Genomic DNA, 17,783 nt, shown 5'->3' with positions numbered 1-17,783 from the left:
CCGCCGCCGCACGGCCGGGTCCGGTACACCGTACGAACCGTGTACCGGACCCGGCCGTGTCGGTCAGGCCTGGCCGCGGCCGCGGTTGCGGCGCAACCACCAGACGATGCCGACGGCGAGCAGTACGACGGCCGCGGCCACCCCGACGACCGCTCCGGTCCTGCCGCCCGTGTCCTTCTCAGCGGAAGCGGCGGAAGCCGGGGGAGCAGCGGCAGCCGCTGCCGACGGCGGGGCGGACGGGACGGTGCTCGGCGTCGGTGACGCGCTCGGGGCGATCGGCTTCGCCCCGGAGGCCGCCGCCTTCAGGTCGAGCACGGGGGCCGGATTGTCGACCTTCTCCCCGCCGGTGGGCACCTCGATCCATCGGGAGACCTTCCCGTCGCCGTACGTCTCAAGTGTCTTGAACGCCAACGACTTCGCGTCGGGCAGCTGACGCACCGTGATGCTGTACTCGGCATCGGTGCCCGTGGCCAGAGCGGTGCCGCCGACGGCGTACCCGTCCGGGGTGGGCGTCAGCTTCCACTCCTTGGGGGCATCCTTCAGCGTCACGGCGTCCGGGGTGATGCCCGTGGGGAGGACGACCCGCAGCTCCGAGATGCCAGCCGTGTCCGACTCCGCTTCGGAGGTGAAGGACAGCGTCACGTTCTCGGCGAGGGCGCGTGGATCGGAGGCGGTGACCTCCGCGTGCGCGGCGGCAGGGCCGGCAGTCATGGCCACCAGCACCAGGGAGCCGGCCGCCGCAAGACCCAGCCTGCGGCGCAGGGGGCGGGTGTGTGTCGTGTTCACGGTGAGGAACCCTCTCGGTACGCGGGCGGGCCGCACCGCACCGGTGTCTGCCCGCCAGGATCAGGGGAACGTCTCCTGCCCGCCCGGCAGGAGGCCCCCGGCGTACCACCGCGTCACAGAGCATCGTTGCCACCGCCGGTCGTACGGCAGGGCCGTCAGGCGGTACCTGCACGATCCGGGGACCTGCTCCGCGCGCCGGCCCGCGGAGAGCACCGAAAGCCGCGGCGACGGCCGCGACGGCCGCCACGGCCGCCACAGCCTTCTCGGCCCAGCGGCCCACCGTCTCCGGCAGACGGCTGAGTACCTGGTCCGCGTGGTACATGAGCAGAGCCATCACGACGGCGGCCACGCAGTGGGCCGCCGGCATCGCCCACGGGCTGTGGTGTGCCGTGCGGACGACGTCCGGCAGCACGCCGTGGGCTGCGGCATGACCGTGATGGACCGGCTGCCTCACGGACAGGGCCCGGTGCAGGACGAGTTGCGCAACGCCTGTGGCGGTGACCACCTGCCACCACGGAGGGGGCCGCCGGGTCACGGACCACGACAACACGAACGCGCACGCCGACCCGGCCGCCACCCGCTCCCAGGGCACAGGGTCTCCGGCGGCAAGGTGATGGCCCGCAACCGCCAGGGCGGAGCTGAGCAGTGTGAACACGGCAGCCCGCAGCCGACGTCCGCCGGGCCTCTCGGGCCGTGGACGCGAGCGCGTCCCTGCAGGGTCCCCGGCCATGTCGGGCCCATCATTGACCGGCCCCGGACACCCATGAGCCCCAACTGTCAATTCAGGAGCAGTTTTTCCCGGCACCGCATCCGGTGTCCCTCGGTCAGCCCCCCACGTGGTCGTTCCCGCCACGGCCGAGGCCGTCGAACGCCGCTGCCGGTGGCGGGACGAGTACCCGTTCCGGTGGGGCTCTAGGAGGTCCTGCCCTCCCCCTCCGAGGTGCCCGAGGTGCCCGAGGCGCCCGCGGCGCCCGGGGCCGCCTTGCGGGCATGCAGGACGCTCGCGCCCAGCGGGAGCGGTGAGTGACCGACGAGCCGCAGGCCCGCGTCGTCGAGTAGTTCCGCGTAGTGGTCGGCCCGTCGCTCCCGACCGCCGACGTTGCACATCATGTGGAGGTCCCAGGCCGTCGCCAGCGACGGCGAGCCGTCCGGCGGCAGCAGCCGCTCCACGACGAGCAGGTCGGCGTCCAGGGGCATGGCCCGGGCGCAGTGGCGCAGGATCTCCCGGCAGCGGTCGTCGTCCCAGTCGTGCAGGACCCGCGCCAGGACGTACACGGCCCCGCCGGCGGGCATGTCGGCGAAGTCGCCCACCACGTAGCCGCAGCGGGCTCCGACGCCGAACGTGTCGAGGTGCCGGCGGGCGGCCTCAACCACGTGCGGGCGTTCGAGCAGCACGCCGTCCAGCCCCGGGTGCGCGGCCAGGATGCGGCCGAGCAGTTCACCGGTACCGCCCGCGACGTCGACGACCGTCCGGCGGCCGGGCGCGGCGCCCGCCGCGGCGATGACCGGGTGGAGGGGGAGCGGATCGAACATGCGCGCGCTCGCGGCCATGGACTGGTCGAAACGTTCGGCCAGTGCGGGCCGGCGGGCGAAGTAGTCGAAGTGGTTCTCGCCGAAGAGCTGCTCGAAGCCGGTCTGCCCCGTTCGTACGGCATCGGTGAGCAGCGCGAACGACTGGTAGAACGCACCTCCGTACATCAGCGCCAGCGACCGCATCGACCCGTGGGAATCCGCGCGCAGAAGCACCCCGAGCTCGGTGAGGCGGAAGCCGCCGGGCTCCGACGTGACCACGCCGAGCATGGCGAGGTAGCGCAGGAGGGTGGCGAGGTTCTCCGGGTCGCAAGGGACCGCCCGGGCCAGAACGCCCACGTCGACGGCGGTGCGAGGGCGGTCGGCCCCCTGGGCGTCCATCGCCTCCGGCAGCCGCAGTTGCGCGCAGGCGGCCAGGGCCTGGGTCGTCCACGCGCCGGTCATCAGGCGCAGGAGCGTTTCCGCCGGCTGCCGGGCCTGATATGCGGCGAGGTGGGGGGTGAGCACGGCGCGGTGGTCGCCGCTCGCGTAGAGCTCGACCCGCCCGTACCCGGCCTTCGAGTCGGCGGGCGCGGTGAAGTAGAACACCGTGCCGTCCTCGTGGGGGTTGTAGCCGCCTCCGTCGGCGACCGCACCGTGCTGCGCGAACGTCTCGCACAAGCCCCGCAGCACCAGTGGATCGGGGCGGTCGACCTCGAAGGCGAGGTGCGCCTCGTGGTCGTGGGCACGCTCGTGCGCGGCGACCTCCACGAGCTCCGAGCCGGGCGGGACGGCCAGGGCGAAGACCTCGACCACCCGGCGCTCGCCGTCGGTGCAGTGCACTTCGGGGCGCAGAATCCTTACGTCCAGATCCGCCGCGTCACGGCGATGGCGTACGGCCAGACGCTCCCGGACGACGACGCTCGGCTGCGCGGCCGCGTACGCGTCGAGGCCACAGGCGGCCAACTGCTCACGCAGAGACGATTCGTCGGGCGGACAGACCAGCAGGGCGGCGTGTGCGAAGTGGCAGCGGTCGGCCAGCGCCCGCAGCTCCAGGCCGTCGAGGCCGGGCAGCAGGAGGCGCAGCAGGGTGGCGGTGTCCTGCTCGCGGACGAAGTCCGCCGCCCCGCTGAGGCGGGCCGTGTCGTCGAGGGTGTGCGCGGTGACCGCGGTCGGTGTCGTCATGGGGAAGGCATCCTCGTTCCGGTGTATTTCGGTCATCGGGAGGCGGCGGAGGCGACGGAGGCGCCTCGGTGGAGAAGGGGAGGGGAGGTGGAACAGCTCGCGGGCAGGGAAGAGCCGCCCCTGGACGGAAGCAGAGCAGAAATGGGTCAGGGGCGGGTGGCGGGAGTTCGAAGAGGCGGCGGAGACGGGCGCGCGGGAAGCGGGCGCCGGGGTGGCCGGGGGACCGGGCGGTCGTCCGCGAGCTCGGCGAGGTGGGCGAGGCGGGCGCTCAGAGACCGACGTAGTTCTCGGCGAACCAGTCCTGCTGGGTACGCGAGCTCCGCAGCGCCTGGAGCCGGGAGTGGCGCAGCCGGTCCTGGAACGGCGAGCCGCCGTCCGCACCGTCCTGCGCGCCGCCCGCCTCAGGCTCCGCGTGCAGCAGCCGGATCATCCAGTGCGAGAACTCCTGCGCGCGCCAGATGTACGCCAGGCACTGCGCCGAGTAGCGGTCCAGCGGCCCGGGGTCGGAGTGCCGGAGGGCCGCGGTGAGGCCGTCGGCGAGGATCTCCGCCTCCAGCACCGCGAGGTTCGCACCCTTCGCGGCGGACGGGCTGATCAGGCCGGCGGCGTCGCCGACGAGGAAGAGCGAGCCGTGCCGCAGCGGCTCCAGTACGTCGGACTCCAGGTCCACGACGGCGCGTTGGACGATCGGGCCGCTCCGGAGCGGGCCGTGGGCGGCCGCGCCCAGCCGCAGCGCGAGCTCGTCCCAGATCCGTTCCCCGGACCAGGCGCCGGGTGCCGTCCCCCGCGGGACCTGGAGGTAGTAGCGCGTGACCTCGGGGGACCGGGCCATGTGCCCGGCGAACCCGCGGGGGTGGACCGCGTAGCCCACGGCGTCGAGGCTCGGCGGTGCCTGGGCGAGGAGGCCGAGCCAGGTCACCGCGTGGTCGCGGTGGTAGCGGCGTACCGCTCCGGCCGGGAGCGAGCGCCGGGCGGCGCCGTGGCGCCCGTCGCATCCGGCGACGTACCGGGCGTGCCAGCGGCCCGGGCGGCCGTCCGCGTCGCGCACGTCGACCGTCGGCCGGGTACCGCCGAAGTCGCGCACGGCCTCCGCCCCGGTCTGGAAACAGATCCGGCCGCCGGCGGTGAGGTACCGGTTCAGGAGGTCCGTGACCAGCTCCTGCTGGGGGTAGACCCAGTGCTGCTCGCCCTTGCCGAGAAGGCTGTAGTCGAGCCGGAAGCGGTCGTCCTCGGTGCGGAACTCGCAGACGGCGTGTTCCTGCCCGCGCCGGCGGAGACCCTCAGCCAGGCCGTGGCGCTCCAGGATGCTCACGGTGTGCTGGGCGAGGTAGCCGGCGCGCGCCCGGGTCTGTACGTGCTCGCGCGCGGCGCGTTCGAGGATCACGCAGTCGACACCGGCCGCGCGTAAGAGATTGCCGAGGACGAGCCCCGCGGGCCCGGCTCCGAGGATGACCACGTCGGCCGAGTCCCGGACCGTTCGGGCCTTCTGACTTTCTGTCATGAAGATGGATCATAAACAGTGAAAATTCATTGGATCGGCGAAAATCACCCGAATGCCACAGTGGCGGGTGGGGTTCCTGAGGTTTGAGAGGTCATCTCAACTGACGCGCCCGGCCTGCCGCCCTCGGCTGCGCGGTGGGATCCAGAACCCGGGTCGCCGGTGCCCCGGGGCGAACCATGACGGAATTCTGACGTCGCACCGGTCTCCCTGGCTTCCCGGACCCGCGGATGCTGCAATCGAAGGGTGACCACAGACCACCCCGACACCGAGGGCGCCCCCGTCGGCCGCCGTCTGGTGCTCGGCATGCTCGGGCTCGGCGCAGGAGGCCTCGTCGCCGCACCGTACGTGCAGCGCGGGATCGAGGCGTTCCTCGGGGCCGCCTCGGACAAGGACCCGACCGGCCTCACCGGGCTGCTGCCCAACGGGGGCGGCTTCCGCTACTACTCCGTCGCCACCTCCGTACCGCGGAAGAACGAGCAGGACTACCGGCTCACCGTGAACGGCCTGGTCGACCGCCCCACCACGTACACCCTCGACACCCTGAGCGCGCTGCCGCAGACCCGGGTCGTACGGGACGTGCAGTGCGTCACCGGCTGGCGGGTACCCGAGACCCCGTTCTCGGGAGTCAGGCTCTCCCTCCTGCTGGACGCGGCCGGTGTCGGTCCCGGGGCGAAGGCGGTCCGCTTCACCTGCTTCGACGGTACGTACAGCGAGAGCCTCACCCTGCAGCAGGCCCGGCGCGACGACGTGCTGGTCTGCCTGCGGATGCAGGACGAGCCGGTCAGCCACGCGCACGGCGGCCCCGTCCGGCTCTATGTCGCGCCGATGTACTTCTACAAGTCGGCGAAATGGCTCTCCGGCATCACCGTCACCTCCGAGGTGCGACCGGGCTACTGGGAGGAGCGGGGCTATGACGTCGACGCCTGGGTCGGCGGGTCCAACGGGCGCAGTGACACCCCCACCGTCTGAGCCGCACCGGCGGATCGCCAGGTTCACCCGCGCCGAGCGCTGGGTCCACCGTACGACCGCCGCACTGACGCTGCTGTGCGTGGCGACCGCGGCCGCCCTCTACGTACCCCAGCTCGCCGAACTCGTCGGCCGCAGGTACCTCGTGGTGACCGTTCACGAGTGGGCCGGGATCCTGCTGCCCGCCCCCTTCCTGCTGGGTCTGGCCTCGCCCGCCTTCCGGACCGATCTGCGCAGGCTGAACCGCTTCGGGCCGCACGACGGGAAGTGGCTGCGCGCGGTGCGGCGGCGAGACCACCGGCCCGGGTCCAGGCCCGCGGGCAAGTTCAACGCGGGGCAGAAGATCTACGCGTCGTGGATCGCGGGCGCGGTCCTGGTCATGCTGGCGACCGGTCTGCTGATGTGGTTCACCCACCTGACACCGCTGGTGTGGCGTACGAGCGCCACCTTCGTGCACGACTGGCTGGCCCTGGCCGTCGGAGTGGTGGTGGCAGGGCACATCCGGATGGCCCTCGCCGACCCGGAGGCGCGCAGGGGAATGCGTACCGGGTCGGTCGAGCGGCCCTGGGCGGAGCGGGAGCACCCGTTGTGGACGGCGGAGGAGCCGAAGGACGAGCGCGCGGAACGGCCGGAGGACCGGGCGGGGAACGGATGAGGGGATCTCGGCCCGAACCGGGACGAGGCCCCGGGTGGGCCGCGGGACAACGCCGGGAGGACACCGGGACGACCCCGGCACGGGGACCGGTCCCGACCGCGCGCGGACGGCTCAGCGGGACCGGCGGCCCTGGGACACGGTGAAGGCGACGAGGAATCCGGCCAGCCCGGCCCAGACGGCGCCTTCGGAACCGGCGTGCAGCCAGCCGAGGGCTCCCAGGGCCACGACGGTGAGCGCTCCCGCGGAGACGGCGCGGGGGTCGGCGAGGAACGTCCACTGGCGCCGGCCGCTGCCGGGCTCCCTGAGCTCGGCGACCGCGGTTCTGATGACCAGGGCAGCGACGACGACCGCCACGGCCAAGAGGGTCGCTCCCATGTCCGCTCCCGATGTCAGGTCCGGTCGGAACCTGCCGCGTCCCCGGCTTTCCCCCACCCCTTGCAATCTACTTCCCGTACGGCGAAACGTCTCGCGCCCTGGGCAGCGGCGCCTTCGGCCCCGGGCCCCGCTGGTCCCCGCCACGGGCCCGGGTGGGCGATCATGCAGGTGTAGTGGGTACGGCACAGGCACGGAGGGTTCGACGGTGGAGGCTGCGCGGGGCGCGGAGTTCGCAGCGGTGGCGGGGCTGCTCGAAGGTGCGGCGCAGGGGCAGAGCGGCGCGTTGTGGCGGCTGGAGGGCGCCGAGCGGCAGCTGGACGTCAACCTGGTGCGCCACCTGCCCGGCACCGGCGGGGCGGCGTACACCGAGGACGAGGTCGACGTGATGCTGGTCGTCGTCGCGGGCGGTGGCACCCTCACCCTCGACGGCACCGTGTCCCAGCTGGCTCCCGGCTTCCTCGGCCTGCTGCCGCGCGGCACCTCCCGGGCGCTGCTGGCCGGTCCCGAGGGGCTGATCGTGCTCACCGCGCACCGCAGGCGCCGCGGCATGCGCATCGGGCGGGCGGAACCCGCCGCCACCACCGCGGCCGAGCCCGCTGCCATGCCCGGGTCGTGCGCGCTGCACCTGGTGTGCGGGCGGTGTCACCGGCACGCGATCGAGGCGGACGCCCGCTTCTGCAGCGGCTGCGGGACGGCGCTGCCGAGCCGGCCCGCGGCCTGACGTCCCCCGTGCGCGGGGTCCGCGTACGGGGGCGCGGGCCCCGTACCGGTGCGTCCCCGGACCGGTCAGGAATGGAGAAGCCACGACCGCGGCGCAGCCCCTAGCGTGATGGTCATGGCAACCACCGCTTTCACCGCAGCCCACACGTCCCTCGCGTCCGTCACCCTTGAGGTGGCCGATCCCGAGGCCGCCCGCCGCTTCTACCGCGCCTTCGGCGTGGACTCGTACGTACGTCTTCGGGCGTCCGAGGCGCACTCCACCGGATTCCGCGGCTTCACCCTGGGGCTCACGGTGTCGGGGCCGGCCACCGTCGACGGCTTCGTCGCCGCCGCGGTGGACGCCGGTGCCACGGTGCTGAAGCCCGCCGTGAAGTCGATGTGGGGGTACGGCGGTGTCGTCCAGGCCCCGGACGGGACGATCTGGAAGATCGCGACCTCGGCGAAGAAGGACACCGGCCCGGCCACCCGTGAGATCGACGAGGTCGTCCTGCTCATCGGCGTCGAGGACGTCAAGGCCACCAGGCAGTTCTACGTCGGCCGGGGCCTGACCGTGGCCAAGAGCTTCGGCGGCAAGTACGCCGAGTTCGCCCCCGGCCAGTCCAGCCCCGTCAAGCTGGCGCTGTACAAGCGCCGGGGCCTGGCCAAGGACCTCGGCGTCCCGGTCGACGGCACCGGCTCGCACCGCATCGTCCTCGGCAGCACCGCCGACTCCTTCACGGACCCGGACGGGTTCGTCTGGGAGGCCCCGGCGTCCCCCGCGCCCGAGCTGCCGTGACAGATCGGCGGCGGGCGGCCGGCGCTGCTTCGCGGACACGGCCCGGGGGCCGTCACGGTGACAACGCGGCCGTGTTCTCCACCCGTTCGCGCACTTCGGTCGTGAACCCCGCCTGCCGGAGCGCCTCGACCCCGAGCCCGGTCGCCATCGCGAGGACGAGATGAGGGGAGGAGGTACGCGAGGGAACGGCCTCCGTGCCGTTCGCCACGGACTTCAGCACGCCCAGGCCGCCGACCTCCGGCACGTCGATGCTCGTCCAGAAGACCGGGCGGTCCTCGATGGCGGCCCGGGCGAACACGGGGTGGGGTGCGAGACGCATGCCCGCCGTGCGGGCGAACGCGCGCTCGGCGGGGGCCTCACCCACGAAGACGCAGTCGTCGGCCGGGCCGCCGGTGCTCGCGACGGCGTCGTCGAAGATCGCGCGGCTGTCCTTGGGGCCGAAGTGGAGGAGGCGGTCGTCCGTGAACCGGCCGGGAAACGCCGCATGGAGAGCGACCGTGAGCCGCTCGGCGGCATCCTGTTCCGTGCCCGGGTTGGAGATGATGCCCTTCGGTTCCACTGCGAGAGCGTCGAGAACCTGCGAGACACGCGGGAGGGGCGTCAACAGCCAGGATCCGTCCGGCTCACGAACGCCGTCCGCCAGGGTCGCCCCGATGTCGAAGAAGAGCGTGGTCATCTCGGCGCCTCCGATGGTTGAACGGCGCACAGTTGAAACCAGCACCTGAACCCCGCACCGCACGCCGGTCCGAGGGCCCCTCTTCATGGTCCGTCCGTCCCGGCATACCCGCATGACGAAATCGGGAACCATCGGAATGACGCCCGGTCGCCGGTCGTGGTGGTGCCCCGCACGCCTCCGGTGCCCCGACGGCTGTTGGCCCTACCGTGCAAGCGACCCGTCCGTATCCCGGACCACGTCCCGCCACTCAGTCGTTTCCCTTGGAGGTCGTGATGCCCAGTCCCGCTCAGCCGTTCGGCACGGTCGTCAGCACGTCCGGCGTCAACCTGCGGAAATATCCGAGTACCGACTCCTCCCTCGTCGGCAACCTGAACCACGGCGCCGAGATCGGTCTGCACAGCAAGGTGCACGCCCAGACCATCGACGGCAACAGCATCTGGTACCTGCTGCGCGACCAGGCCGTGTGGGTCGCCGCCCGCCACGTCGACAACACCGGAGAGGTGCCGCTGTCCAAGGACGCCCAACCGGCCGCCCCCCAGGGCTGACGGCCGGCCCTCGGATGGCTCCCGGCGTCCGGGGGCGGCCCGCGGCTGCCCCCGGACGCCGGATCGAGCGTTCGTGAGGTGCCGGTACGACCCCGATGCCGTTGAGCAGGCCCAGTTGACAGCGAGCGGCGGGCCGTCCGGGGCGGCCGGGCGATACTGAGAGAGGCGGACGCTCGACCTCTGGATTCCGACCACACCGGGTGGCCGCCGGGGGATTGCCCGCCGAGCGGAGGGTTCGGCAGGCCGAAGGGTGGCAGCGATGGACGCACCGGCGCCGGGATCGGGCGAGGGGCCCGAGGACCCGTACGCGCTGAACAACTCGGCCTCGGCGGTACTGGACGACCACGGCATCGTCGTCGGCTGGAGCGAGCGCGCACAGGAGCACCTCGGCTACCTGCCCGAGGAGGTGCTGGGACGGCCCGCCATAGAATTCCTGTTCGATGAACGTGCCCGTGAGGCGGTCCTGGACGCGGTGGCCGCGTACGAGCACGAGGGGGGCTGGTCCGGTGTCCTGCCCGTCCTGCACCGCAGCGGGCGGCGGGTGGAACTGGGCTTCCGCGCCCGTGCCGTCGTCCGTGCCGGCCCGGCCCGGGAGTGGTTCCTCGTCGTGGCCCCGGCCGAGGAGGTGCTGCGGTGGGAGACGGACCGGTCGGTCCTGGACGGCCTGTTCCGGCGCTCCCCGATCGGTCTCTCCGTCCACGCCCCCGACCTGGGCATCCTGCGGATCAACCGGGCGCTGGCCCGTTTCACGCAGCTTTCCACGGCGGAGATCCGGGGACGGCGCATCGGCGACTTCCTCATCGGCCCGGACGTGGAGACCATCGAGACCAGGCTGCGCAGGGTGCTGGAGACGGGCGCCCCGCTCATCTTCACCGAGCAGCCCTGCCGTCTGAGGAGCGACCCCGACCACGAGCGCGTGGTGTCGGTGTCGGCGTTCCGGATGGAGGACCCCTCCGGCGAGATCCTCGGGGTCACCCAACTGGTGGAGGACGTCACCGACCGCTACCGGGCCCGGCGGCGGCTCGCCCTGCTCAACCGGGCGAGCGCCCGCATCGGGACCACGCTGGATCTCGGCCGGACCACTTCGGAGCTGGCCGAGGCAGCCGTCCCCGACCTCGCGGACGCCGTCTCGGTGGATCTGCTGGAGTCGGTGGCCCGTGGCGACGAGACCGCCGAGGAGGCGAGCGGACAGGTCCGCAGAATGGCCGTCCACTCGGTCGTGCCGGAGGCGCTCCAGGTGATGTACTCCGCCGGAGAGGTCTTCCGCTTCGACCCCCGTACCCCGCAGGCCAGGTGCCTCGCCGAACAGCAGCCCATCCTCGAACCGGTCCTCCGGAGCAGCCCCGGCTGGTACTTCCAGGACCCGGAGCGCACGCAGCGCGCCCTCAGCCTCGACGCGCACTCGCTGATCGTCGTACCGCTGACGGCCCGCGGACTGCTCCTCGGCCTGCTCAGCCTGTGGCGGGCCAAGCGGCCCGAACCGTTCGAGGAGGACGACCTCACGCTCGCGGAGGAATTCGCCGCCCGGGCCGCCCTGTGCATCGACAACGCCCGCCGCTACACCCAGCAGCACCGGGCCGCGCTCACCTTGCAGCGCAGCCTGCTGCCGCAGGAGTTGCCCGAACACAGCGCGGTCGAGGTCGCACACCTCTACCTGCCGGCCGATCCCGCCACCGGCGTCGGCGGCGACTGGTTCGATGTCATCCCCCTGTCCGGAGCGCGCGTCGCCCTCGTCGTCGGCGATGTCGTCGGCCACGGTCTGCACGCCGCGGCCACCATGGGCCGCCTGCGCACGGCCGTCCACACCCTGGCCGGCCTCGACTACGCGCCGGACGAGGTCCTCTCCCACCTCGACGACCTGGTCAACCGCCTGGCAGAGGAGCAGGAGCCGGCCGACGGACGCCCGGGAGGCCGGCAGATCGTCGGCGCGACGTGCCTGTACGCGGTCTACGATCCCACCTCGCGCCGCTGCACCCTGGCGCGGGCGGGCCACCTGCCCCCCGCCGTGGTCGCCTCCGACGGCACGGTGAGCCTGCCCGACCTGCCCGAGGGGCCGCCGCTGGGCCTGGGCGGACTGCCCTTCGAGTCCGCCGAACTCGAACTCGCCGAGGGGAGTCTGCTGGCGCTGTACACGGACGGTCTGGTCGAGGCCCGCGGCCTCGACCTGGACCTGGGACTCGCACGGCTGCGGGAAGCCCTGTCCGGGCCCGGCGGCTCGCTGCAGGAGACCTGCGCGGCGGTGCAGGAGGCCCTGCTGCCGGATCACCCACCGGACGACGTCGCGCTGCTCCTCGCCCGCACCCGCGTGCTGGCGCCGGAGCAGGTCGCCTCCTGGGAACTGCCCGCGGAGCCGAGCGCCGCCTCCCGGGCACGCGACCTCACGGAGGCCACGCTGACGGGCTGGGGCCTGGAGGAGCTGGCCTTCACCGCCGAACTGGTCGTCAGCGAACTGGTCACCAACGCCTACCGGTACGGCGGCGGCAAGCCGGTGACCCTGCGACTCATCCGCGACCGCAGCCTGATCTGCGAGGTCTCCGACAGCAGCAGCACCGCTCCGCACCTACGGCGTGCGCGCACCACGGACGAGGGCGGACGCGGTCTCTTCCTGGTGGCCCAGCTCACCGACCGCTGGGGCACCCGCTACACCCGGGACGGCAAGACCGTCTGGACGGAGTTCCCCCTGGCCGCGGCAGCCACGAGCAGGAGCCGGGCGGGTGCGTGAACGGGCCGGCGCGTGCAGTCCGTGCGCCGGCCCGTCCTCGCCGAAAGCGGTGCGATCAGCAGTCGTCGTCCCAGCCTCCGCCCCAGCCGTGACCGTGGTTGTAGTTGCCGTGCCCATGGCCGTGGCCGTGGCCGCCGTACCTGTGGCCGCCGTACCCGCCGTACCCGTCGCCGTCATCGTCGTCCCAGCCACCGCCGCCTGCGACGTAGGTGACCGAGTGCGTGGGGGCTGCGGCCGAGGCCGTACCCGCGGCTCCGAGGGCGGCGCCACCTGCCATCAGAACACCGATGGCGGACACCGCGAAGAGCCGCTTCACTCTCAGTGCTTGCATGATTTCGAACCCTTCATGTCGTTGTCGTGTCACGCAATGGGGGCGTGATGCGCAATGCCCTCCCGCGCAAGGGGTGAAGCGCGGTTGCGTGCATGACCGCATGGGTGCGTGCGCGCGTATCCCCTGTCAACGCCACCTGGTTGGGGCAGCGGACCTCCGGGCCGACGCGCGATCCCTCAAGCATGGTGCTCGGGAGCACTACTGCGGGCTGAGTGTGTTCCCCGCAGTTGCGGTTCTCATTTAGAGACGCTAGTCCTGAATCCGGTGTTCGGCATCTCGGGCCGGAATCCGGTCGCGTGCGGCCGCCGGGCGGCGGGCCGGGCGGCGGGCCGGGCGGCCGGGCCCTCTCCCGAATCCTGCATTCGGGGCAGGCCGGGAGGGGCCGCAGCGCGCGAACGTGCCGCGTGCTCAGGTTAGAACCGCCCCGGCGCACCATGCGTGAGAAGGGACCTGGTCAGCCCTTCGGGTGACATCCGATGCGAACGCATGATCAGTCCGGGGGGCTTCGCGGTGTGTCTGCGCGGCCGGTGGAGCCGCAGTCCCTTCAATGGCGCCGCATGACCTTCTCCGCACTGCACCAGCCGCCGGCGCGCGCCGCGGCTCCGTACACCCGTCGGTCGGTCCTCGCAGGAGCCTTCGCCCTGGCGGCCGCCACGGCACTGCCGCTCGCCGCGGCGGGCCGGGCGTACTCCGCCGCGGTCCCCGACATCATCGGCTGCGCCGCCTGGGGCGCGCGGGCGGCGTCCGAGCCGGTCGTCGTCCTCGCCAACCGTCCGGAGCGGATCATCGTCCACCACACGGCCACGGCGAACGTGACCGACTACTCGATGCAGCGTGCCGTCGCCCTCGCGCGCGCGATCCAGACGTACCACATGGACGCGCAGGGCTGGATCGACACGGGACAGCACTTCACCGTCAGCCGGGGGGCCTTCGTGCTGGAGGGACGCCACAACAGCCTGGCGGAGCTGCGCACCGGCACCCGCCAGGTTCGGGCGGCGCACTGCGTCGGCCAGAACACGGTGTCGATCGGCATCGAGAACGAGGGGACGTACACCTCGCAGGCCCCGCCGGCGGCGCAGTACGCGGCGCTGGCCGACCTGTGCGCCCACATCTGCGACCAGTACGGACTGCCCGCGTCGGAGATCTACGGCCACCGCGACTTCAACGCCACCTCCTGCCCCGGTGACCACCTCTACGCCATGCTCCCCACCCTCCGCAAGGACGTGGCGGCCCGCCTCGGCATGCCCGCGCCGGAGCCGGCGGAGGGCTCCGATCCCATCGGGGACCTGGTCCGCGAGGCCACCGGCCGGCCGGCCTCGCCCTACGCGGAATACCTCCCGGCGGGACTCCTGCCGTGACGTGATGACCTGATGACGTGACGGGTCAGCGGGCCAACTCGTTCCCCGGGCAGGTGAGTTGTCGCCCAACGGGCCCGCGGTGCCCTCGCGGGGGAGTCACAACCGCCAGTACGTACCGGCGCGGGCATCGACGTGCACCACGTGGTGGCCGACACGCACCACGTGGTGGTCCGGGCCGGACCAGGAGCCGCACGTGCCGTCGGCCGCGGACAGGGGGGTCCAGATTTCCAGGAAGGTGCTGCCGTCCGGGTTGGTGCCCCGCTCGACGAGGTTCGCACCGTCCCACCGGAAGGTTCCGGCGTCTTCGCCGGGCTCGCCCGTGAGGTGGTGGAAGCGGACCTGGGAGCCGTCGAAGGACGTCGTACCGGCGAAGCCCCGGCTGTCGGCGTAGTACGGCCCGGCCTGCAGCCACACCACTTCCCGGTCCTCGACGAGGGGTCCGCCGTCGCGGCTGATGCCGCGCCGCAGCCAGGCGCCGTGCTCGGGCACCGGGACTCCGGGACCGTCCTGGGCGTGCGCGGCCGGTCCGGGCTCAGGCGCGGTCATCGGCGGCGGGCTCGTCCACGGCCAGGAGCGTCAGCGGTACGTTGCCGCGCACGGCCTGCGAGTACGGGCACACCGCGTCCGCCCGGTGCAGCAGGGACAGCAGGTCCGCGGCCTGCCACCCGGGCAGGCCGACGGTGAGCGTCACCGCGAGGCCGTAGCCCGCCGGAGTGTCCGTGGTGCCGAGCTGGACCTCGCAGGCCACGCGTGCGGCGGAGGCGTCCGCCCCGAACTCGGCGGCGACCTCCGCGAGCGCGGAGGTGAAGCAGGCGGCGAAACCGGCCGCGAACAGCTGCTCGGGATTGGTGGTGCCGGGTACCTTCTTGCGCGGCGGGGCGAGGCGGACGTCCAGGCGTCCGTCGTCCGTGCGGACGGATCCCGTACGTCCCCCCTCGGCGTGCGCGGTCGTCCGGTACAGGCTGCGGGTGAGTGGCACTGGAACGGTCACGGTGTTCGGCCCATCTTGCTCGACGAGGACGCTGCCCGGGTGCGGACAGCGGATGACGCTGCTCGTGCAGCATCTCGCGCGTCGTCGTGCGTAACCGGGTACGGCGCATCTCGTCCGGGGCCTTGGACCGGCCGCCGGACAATCTAGCAACCCGGACCGCGGCCGCGGAGCATCCCCCGCGGTGAAGTAGCTCACCCGCCTCCCGCGGTGCCCGCACGCCGGATCGCCGGGCCGTGGCGGTCCGGCCGCGGCCCGGCCGGCCGTGCCGTACGCGCCCGTACGCGCGCCCGCACGCCTCCGCACGCCCCCGCGCAAGGGGATGACCGTCGACCGCCGGGCCGTGACCATGGCCGTCACCACCACATCACATCCGGAACGGCTCACTGGTCACGGGGGAACGATGGGACGACGCTGGCTGGTCACGGGATGCTCCTCCGGCCTCGGGCACGCGCTGGCCACGGCCGCCGCCCGGGCCGGGGACGCACTGGCGGTCACCGCCCGCAAGACCGCCGATCTGGAGGACCTCGCCGCGGCCTGGCCCGGCCGCATCGTCCCGATCCCGCTCGAACTGCGGGACGCCGCCTCCTGCGAGGAGGCCGTCCGCACCGCCGCCGACCGTCTCGGCGGCATCGACATCCTCGTCAACAACGCGGGCATCGGACTGTTCGGCGCGGTCGAGGAGGTCTCGGACGCCGAACTGCGCGACCAGCTGGAGACCCTGGCCGTGGGCCCGTGGCGGCTCACCCGGCTCGTCCTGCCGCTGATGCGGGCCCAGGGCCACGGCCACATCGTCAACGTCTCCTCCGTGGTCGGCCGGATCGCCTTCCCGGGCCTGGCCGCGTACGTCGCGGGCAAGCACGCCCTGGAGGGCATGAGCCAGGCACTGGCCGTCGAGGCCGCCCCGCACAACATCCGCGTCACGGTGGTGGAGCCGGGCATGTTCGCCACGCGCTACGGCACGTCCATGGCGCAGGCGCACCGCCGGATCCCGGCCTACGACGCCACCAACCGCGAGATGCTCGAAGGCGCCCGCGGTCTCGCCGAGCATCCCGAGACCGGGCGCCCCGAGGACTTCGCCGCTCGGGTGCTCGACATCGTCGGGGCCAAGGACCCCACGCCGCTGCGGATTCCGGTCGGCGACGACGCGTACGGCTACCTGGAACTGGCCGAGCAGGCCTCACGCGACGAGTTCGCGGCGGCCCGGATCCTCACGCAGGGCCCGCCCGCCCCCGCCGCCGACCTGACGGCGGGGCGTGCGGCCGCAGTTGACCCCGGGTGACGGGACGGTGGAAACGGTCCGGGGTCAGCGCGCCTGGTGCTGTATACCCCGCTGACCGGGGACCCGGGCCGACCGGGGAGCGCCCGAGCGGCGGTGGTCGGCTCGCTGTCGGCGGCGGCCCGGGAAGGGGTTGCGCCGTACGGTGGCGCTGGGGGCCGCGATCAGAAGGCCGACAAGCGCGAGGACCGCGACGAGGATGAGCACGGTAACGAGGTTCATGGTCCTGCCTTTCGTCGGGTATTGACTGCCTGTCACTACATCTTGTTACCGAATTCCGGGCTGTTAAACACAGAGGGTGACTGCACCTGTGGGCGAGGGCCTCCGGCGATAGGGTCCGGCCATGTCCACGCACGAACGTGAGATCACCGTTCCCGTCGACCTGTGCCGTCCCGACGGAACGCTCGCCCCGGCCGCCGTCGGCTGGTCACGCCGGCCGCTGCACCGCTGCCGGATTCCCGGCTGGGGGCGGACGAAGCGGTGGGAGTACTGGTGCGTGACCACGCCGACCCACGTGGTGGCCCTGACCGTGAGCGATCTCGACTACCTGGCCCTGAACTCGATCTACGTCCTGGAATTCGGTTCCGCTGTGCGGGAGTTCGAGCGCACCGCGATCGTGCCGGGCGGGTTCGGCGTCCGCCTCCCCGACACCATCGCCGGAGCTCCGGATCCGGGGTCTCCTCCGCTCGTGGTCGGGCCGCCGCGGCCGGCCGGGGGCCGGGTGCGGATCGAGATCCGCCCCGAGGGATCCGGCACCCGCCTGCGGGCCCGGTGTCGTGGTCCGCGGGGCCTCCCGGTGGAGGTGGACCTCCTCGTCGCGATGCCCGCCGGGCACGAGACCCTCTCCGTGGTGGTGCCCTGGGACGAACGCCGCTTCCAGTACACCTCCAAGCACACGGCCCGGCCCGCGTCCGGCACGGTGCGCATCGGCCGTGAGGTGCTGGAGTTCGGCGACGGCGCCTGGGGCACCCTCGACCACGGGCGCGGCCGCTGGCCCCGCTCGGTGGCCTGGAACTGGGGCGCGGCCTCCGGGCGTACGGACAGCCGCACCGTCGGGCTGCAGTTCGGCGGCCGCTGGACCCGCGGTACCGGCACGACGGAGAACGCGGTGTGCGTGGACGGCCGGATCAGCAAGATCGGCCAAGAGCTGGAGTGGCGCTGGTCCCGAGCCGATCACCTGGCGCCGTGGTCGATCCGCAGCCCTGGAACGGCCCAGGTGGACCTGGTGTTCACCCCGTTCCACAACCGCTCCGCCCGCACCGACATCGGCCTCCTCGCCAACCGCACGGATCAGTGCTTCGGCCACTACACGGGCTCGATCCGCACGGACGACGGCGAGCTGATCGCGGTGGACCGGCTGCTGGGATGGGCCGAGGACGTCCGTATGCGCTGGTAGTCCCGCCCCGGAAGGG

The 17,783-nt window shown here is 72.9% G+C and carries 17 protein-coding genes and 1 riboswitch; of the genes, 9 read left to right on the top strand and 8 right to left on the bottom strand.

Features of this window, described 5'->3' with window-relative positions:
* Positions 1–63 precede the first annotated feature (63 nt).
* The 3 genes from Sspor_RS05755 to Sspor_RS05745 form a co-directional block, all read right to left on the bottom strand.
* Positions 64–786: a DUF1775 domain-containing protein gene (locus Sspor_RS05755; RefSeq protein ID WP_237403686.1), complete on the bottom strand. Its 723-nt coding sequence runs from the start codon at positions 784–786 to the stop codon at positions 64–66.
* A 912-nt stretch (positions 787–1,698) separates the two neighbouring features.
* Positions 1,699–3,480 (bottom strand): methyltransferase, encoded by a 1,782-nt coding sequence (locus tag Sspor_RS05750; RefSeq protein ID WP_202198079.1) that lies wholly within the window; start codon positions 3,478–3,480, stop codon positions 1,699–1,701.
* A 268-nt stretch (positions 3,481–3,748) separates the two neighbouring features.
* Positions 3,749–4,981 (bottom strand): 4-hydroxybenzoate 3-monooxygenase, encoded by a 1,233-nt coding sequence (locus tag Sspor_RS05745; protein WP_202198078.1) that lies wholly within the window; start codon positions 4,979–4,981, stop codon positions 3,749–3,751.
* A 303-nt stretch (positions 4,982–5,284) separates the two neighbouring features.
* Between Sspor_RS05745 and Sspor_RS05740 the strand changes: the two genes are divergently transcribed.
* Together Sspor_RS05740 and Sspor_RS05735 are read left to right on the top strand one after the other, a co-directional pair.
* Complete coding sequence (locus Sspor_RS05740) at positions 5,285–5,950, top strand: molybdopterin-dependent oxidoreductase (protein WP_202203500.1); 666 nt, start codon at positions 5,285–5,287, stop codon at positions 5,948–5,950.
* Positions 5,892–6,602 (top strand): cytochrome b/b6 domain-containing protein, encoded by a 711-nt coding sequence (locus Sspor_RS05735; RefSeq protein WP_202198077.1) that lies wholly within the window; start codon positions 5,892–5,894, stop codon positions 6,600–6,602. The genes Sspor_RS05740 and Sspor_RS05735 overlap by 59 nt, the downstream gene beginning before the upstream one ends.
* 111 nt (positions 6,603–6,713) lie before the next feature.
* Here the strand turns inward: Sspor_RS05735 and Sspor_RS05730 are convergent, their stop codons facing one another.
* Positions 6,714–6,977: a hypothetical protein gene (locus Sspor_RS05730; RefSeq protein WP_202198076.1), complete on the bottom strand. Its 264-nt coding sequence runs from the start codon at positions 6,975–6,977 to the stop codon at positions 6,714–6,716.
* 205 nt (positions 6,978–7,182) lie between these two features.
* Between Sspor_RS05730 and Sspor_RS05725 the strand changes: the two genes are divergently transcribed.
* Together Sspor_RS05725 and Sspor_RS05720 are read left to right on the top strand one after the other, a co-directional pair.
* Positions 7,183–7,698, top strand: a complete 516-nt coding sequence (locus Sspor_RS05725; protein ID WP_237403685.1) for a zinc ribbon domain-containing protein — start codon at positions 7,183–7,185, stop codon at positions 7,696–7,698.
* 108 nt (positions 7,699–7,806) lie between these two features.
* Complete coding sequence (locus tag Sspor_RS05720) at positions 7,807–8,472, top strand: VOC family protein (RefSeq protein ID WP_202198075.1); 666 nt, start codon at positions 7,807–7,809, stop codon at positions 8,470–8,472.
* Positions 8,473–8,524: 52 nt separating this feature from the next.
* Here the strand turns inward: Sspor_RS05720 and Sspor_RS05715 are convergent, their stop codons facing one another.
* Positions 8,525–9,148, bottom strand: coding sequence for an HAD family hydrolase (locus tag Sspor_RS05715; protein WP_202198074.1), 624 nt, complete (start codon positions 9,146–9,148; stop codon positions 8,525–8,527).
* 272 nt (positions 9,149–9,420) lie between these two features.
* On the opposite strand from Sspor_RS05715, the gene Sspor_RS05710 reads away from it, so the two are divergent.
* A complete protein-coding gene (locus tag Sspor_RS05710; protein ID WP_202198073.1) occupies positions 9,421–9,693 on the top strand; it encodes an SH3 domain-containing protein in 273 nt (90 codons plus the stop codon).
* A gap of 259 nt (positions 9,694–9,952) precedes the next feature.
* Positions 9,953–12,415, top strand: coding sequence for a SpoIIE family protein phosphatase (locus tag Sspor_RS05705; RefSeq protein WP_202198072.1), 2,463 nt, complete (start codon positions 9,953–9,955; stop codon positions 12,413–12,415).
* A 55-nt stretch (positions 12,416–12,470) separates the two neighbouring features.
* Here the strand turns inward: Sspor_RS05705 and Sspor_RS05700 are convergent, their stop codons facing one another.
* Positions 12,471–12,746, bottom strand: a complete 276-nt coding sequence (locus Sspor_RS05700; protein WP_202204135.1) for a hypothetical protein — start codon at positions 12,744–12,746, stop codon at positions 12,471–12,473.
* A 557-nt stretch (positions 12,747–13,303) separates the two neighbouring features.
* Here Sspor_RS05700 and Sspor_RS05695 point away from each other — a divergent pair.
* Complete coding sequence (locus Sspor_RS05695) at positions 13,304–14,104, top strand: peptidoglycan recognition protein family protein (RefSeq protein WP_202198071.1); 801 nt, start codon at positions 13,304–13,306, stop codon at positions 14,102–14,104.
* Between the two features lie 96 nt (positions 14,105–14,200).
* Here Sspor_RS05695 and Sspor_RS05690 read toward each other — a convergent pair whose 3' ends face one another.
* Both Sspor_RS05690 and Sspor_RS40265 read right to left on the bottom strand, forming a co-directional pair.
* Positions 14,201–14,650 carry a hypothetical protein gene (locus Sspor_RS05690; RefSeq protein ID WP_202198070.1) on the bottom strand — a complete coding sequence of 150 codons (450 nt, stop codon included), beginning with the start codon at positions 14,648–14,650 and terminating at the stop codon, positions 14,201–14,203.
* Positions 14,637–15,095, bottom strand: coding sequence for an Ohr family peroxiredoxin (locus Sspor_RS40265; RefSeq protein WP_237403684.1), 459 nt, complete (start codon positions 15,093–15,095; stop codon positions 14,637–14,639). Before Sspor_RS40265 ends, Sspor_RS05690 begins: the two co-directional genes overlap by 14 nt.
* Before the next feature lie 75 nt (positions 15,096–15,170).
* A riboswitch (guanidine-III (ykkC-III) riboswitch) is annotated at positions 15,171–15,233 on the bottom strand.
* Positions 15,234–15,414: 181 nt separating this feature from the next.
* Between Sspor_RS40265 and Sspor_RS05680 the strand changes: the two genes are divergently transcribed.
* Both Sspor_RS05680 and Sspor_RS05675 read left to right on the top strand, forming a co-directional pair.
* Positions 15,415–16,374 carry an SDR family oxidoreductase gene (locus Sspor_RS05680; protein WP_237403683.1) on the top strand — a complete coding sequence of 320 codons (960 nt, stop codon included), beginning with the start codon at positions 15,415–15,417 and terminating at the stop codon, positions 16,372–16,374.
* Positions 16,375–16,714: 340 nt separating this feature from the next.
* Positions 16,715–17,767, top strand: a complete 1,053-nt coding sequence (locus tag Sspor_RS05675; protein ID WP_202198068.1) for a DUF2804 domain-containing protein — start codon at positions 16,715–16,717, stop codon at positions 17,765–17,767.
* The last annotated feature ends 16 nt before the right edge of the window (positions 17,768–17,783 follow it).

The sequence above is a fragment of the Streptomyces spororaveus genome (genome assembly GCF_016755875.1).
Taxonomy (GTDB): domain Bacteria; phylum Actinomycetota; class Actinomycetes; order Streptomycetales; family Streptomycetaceae; genus Streptomyces; species Streptomyces spororaveus.
This window is presented reverse-complemented; position numbering and strand designations above follow the sequence as displayed.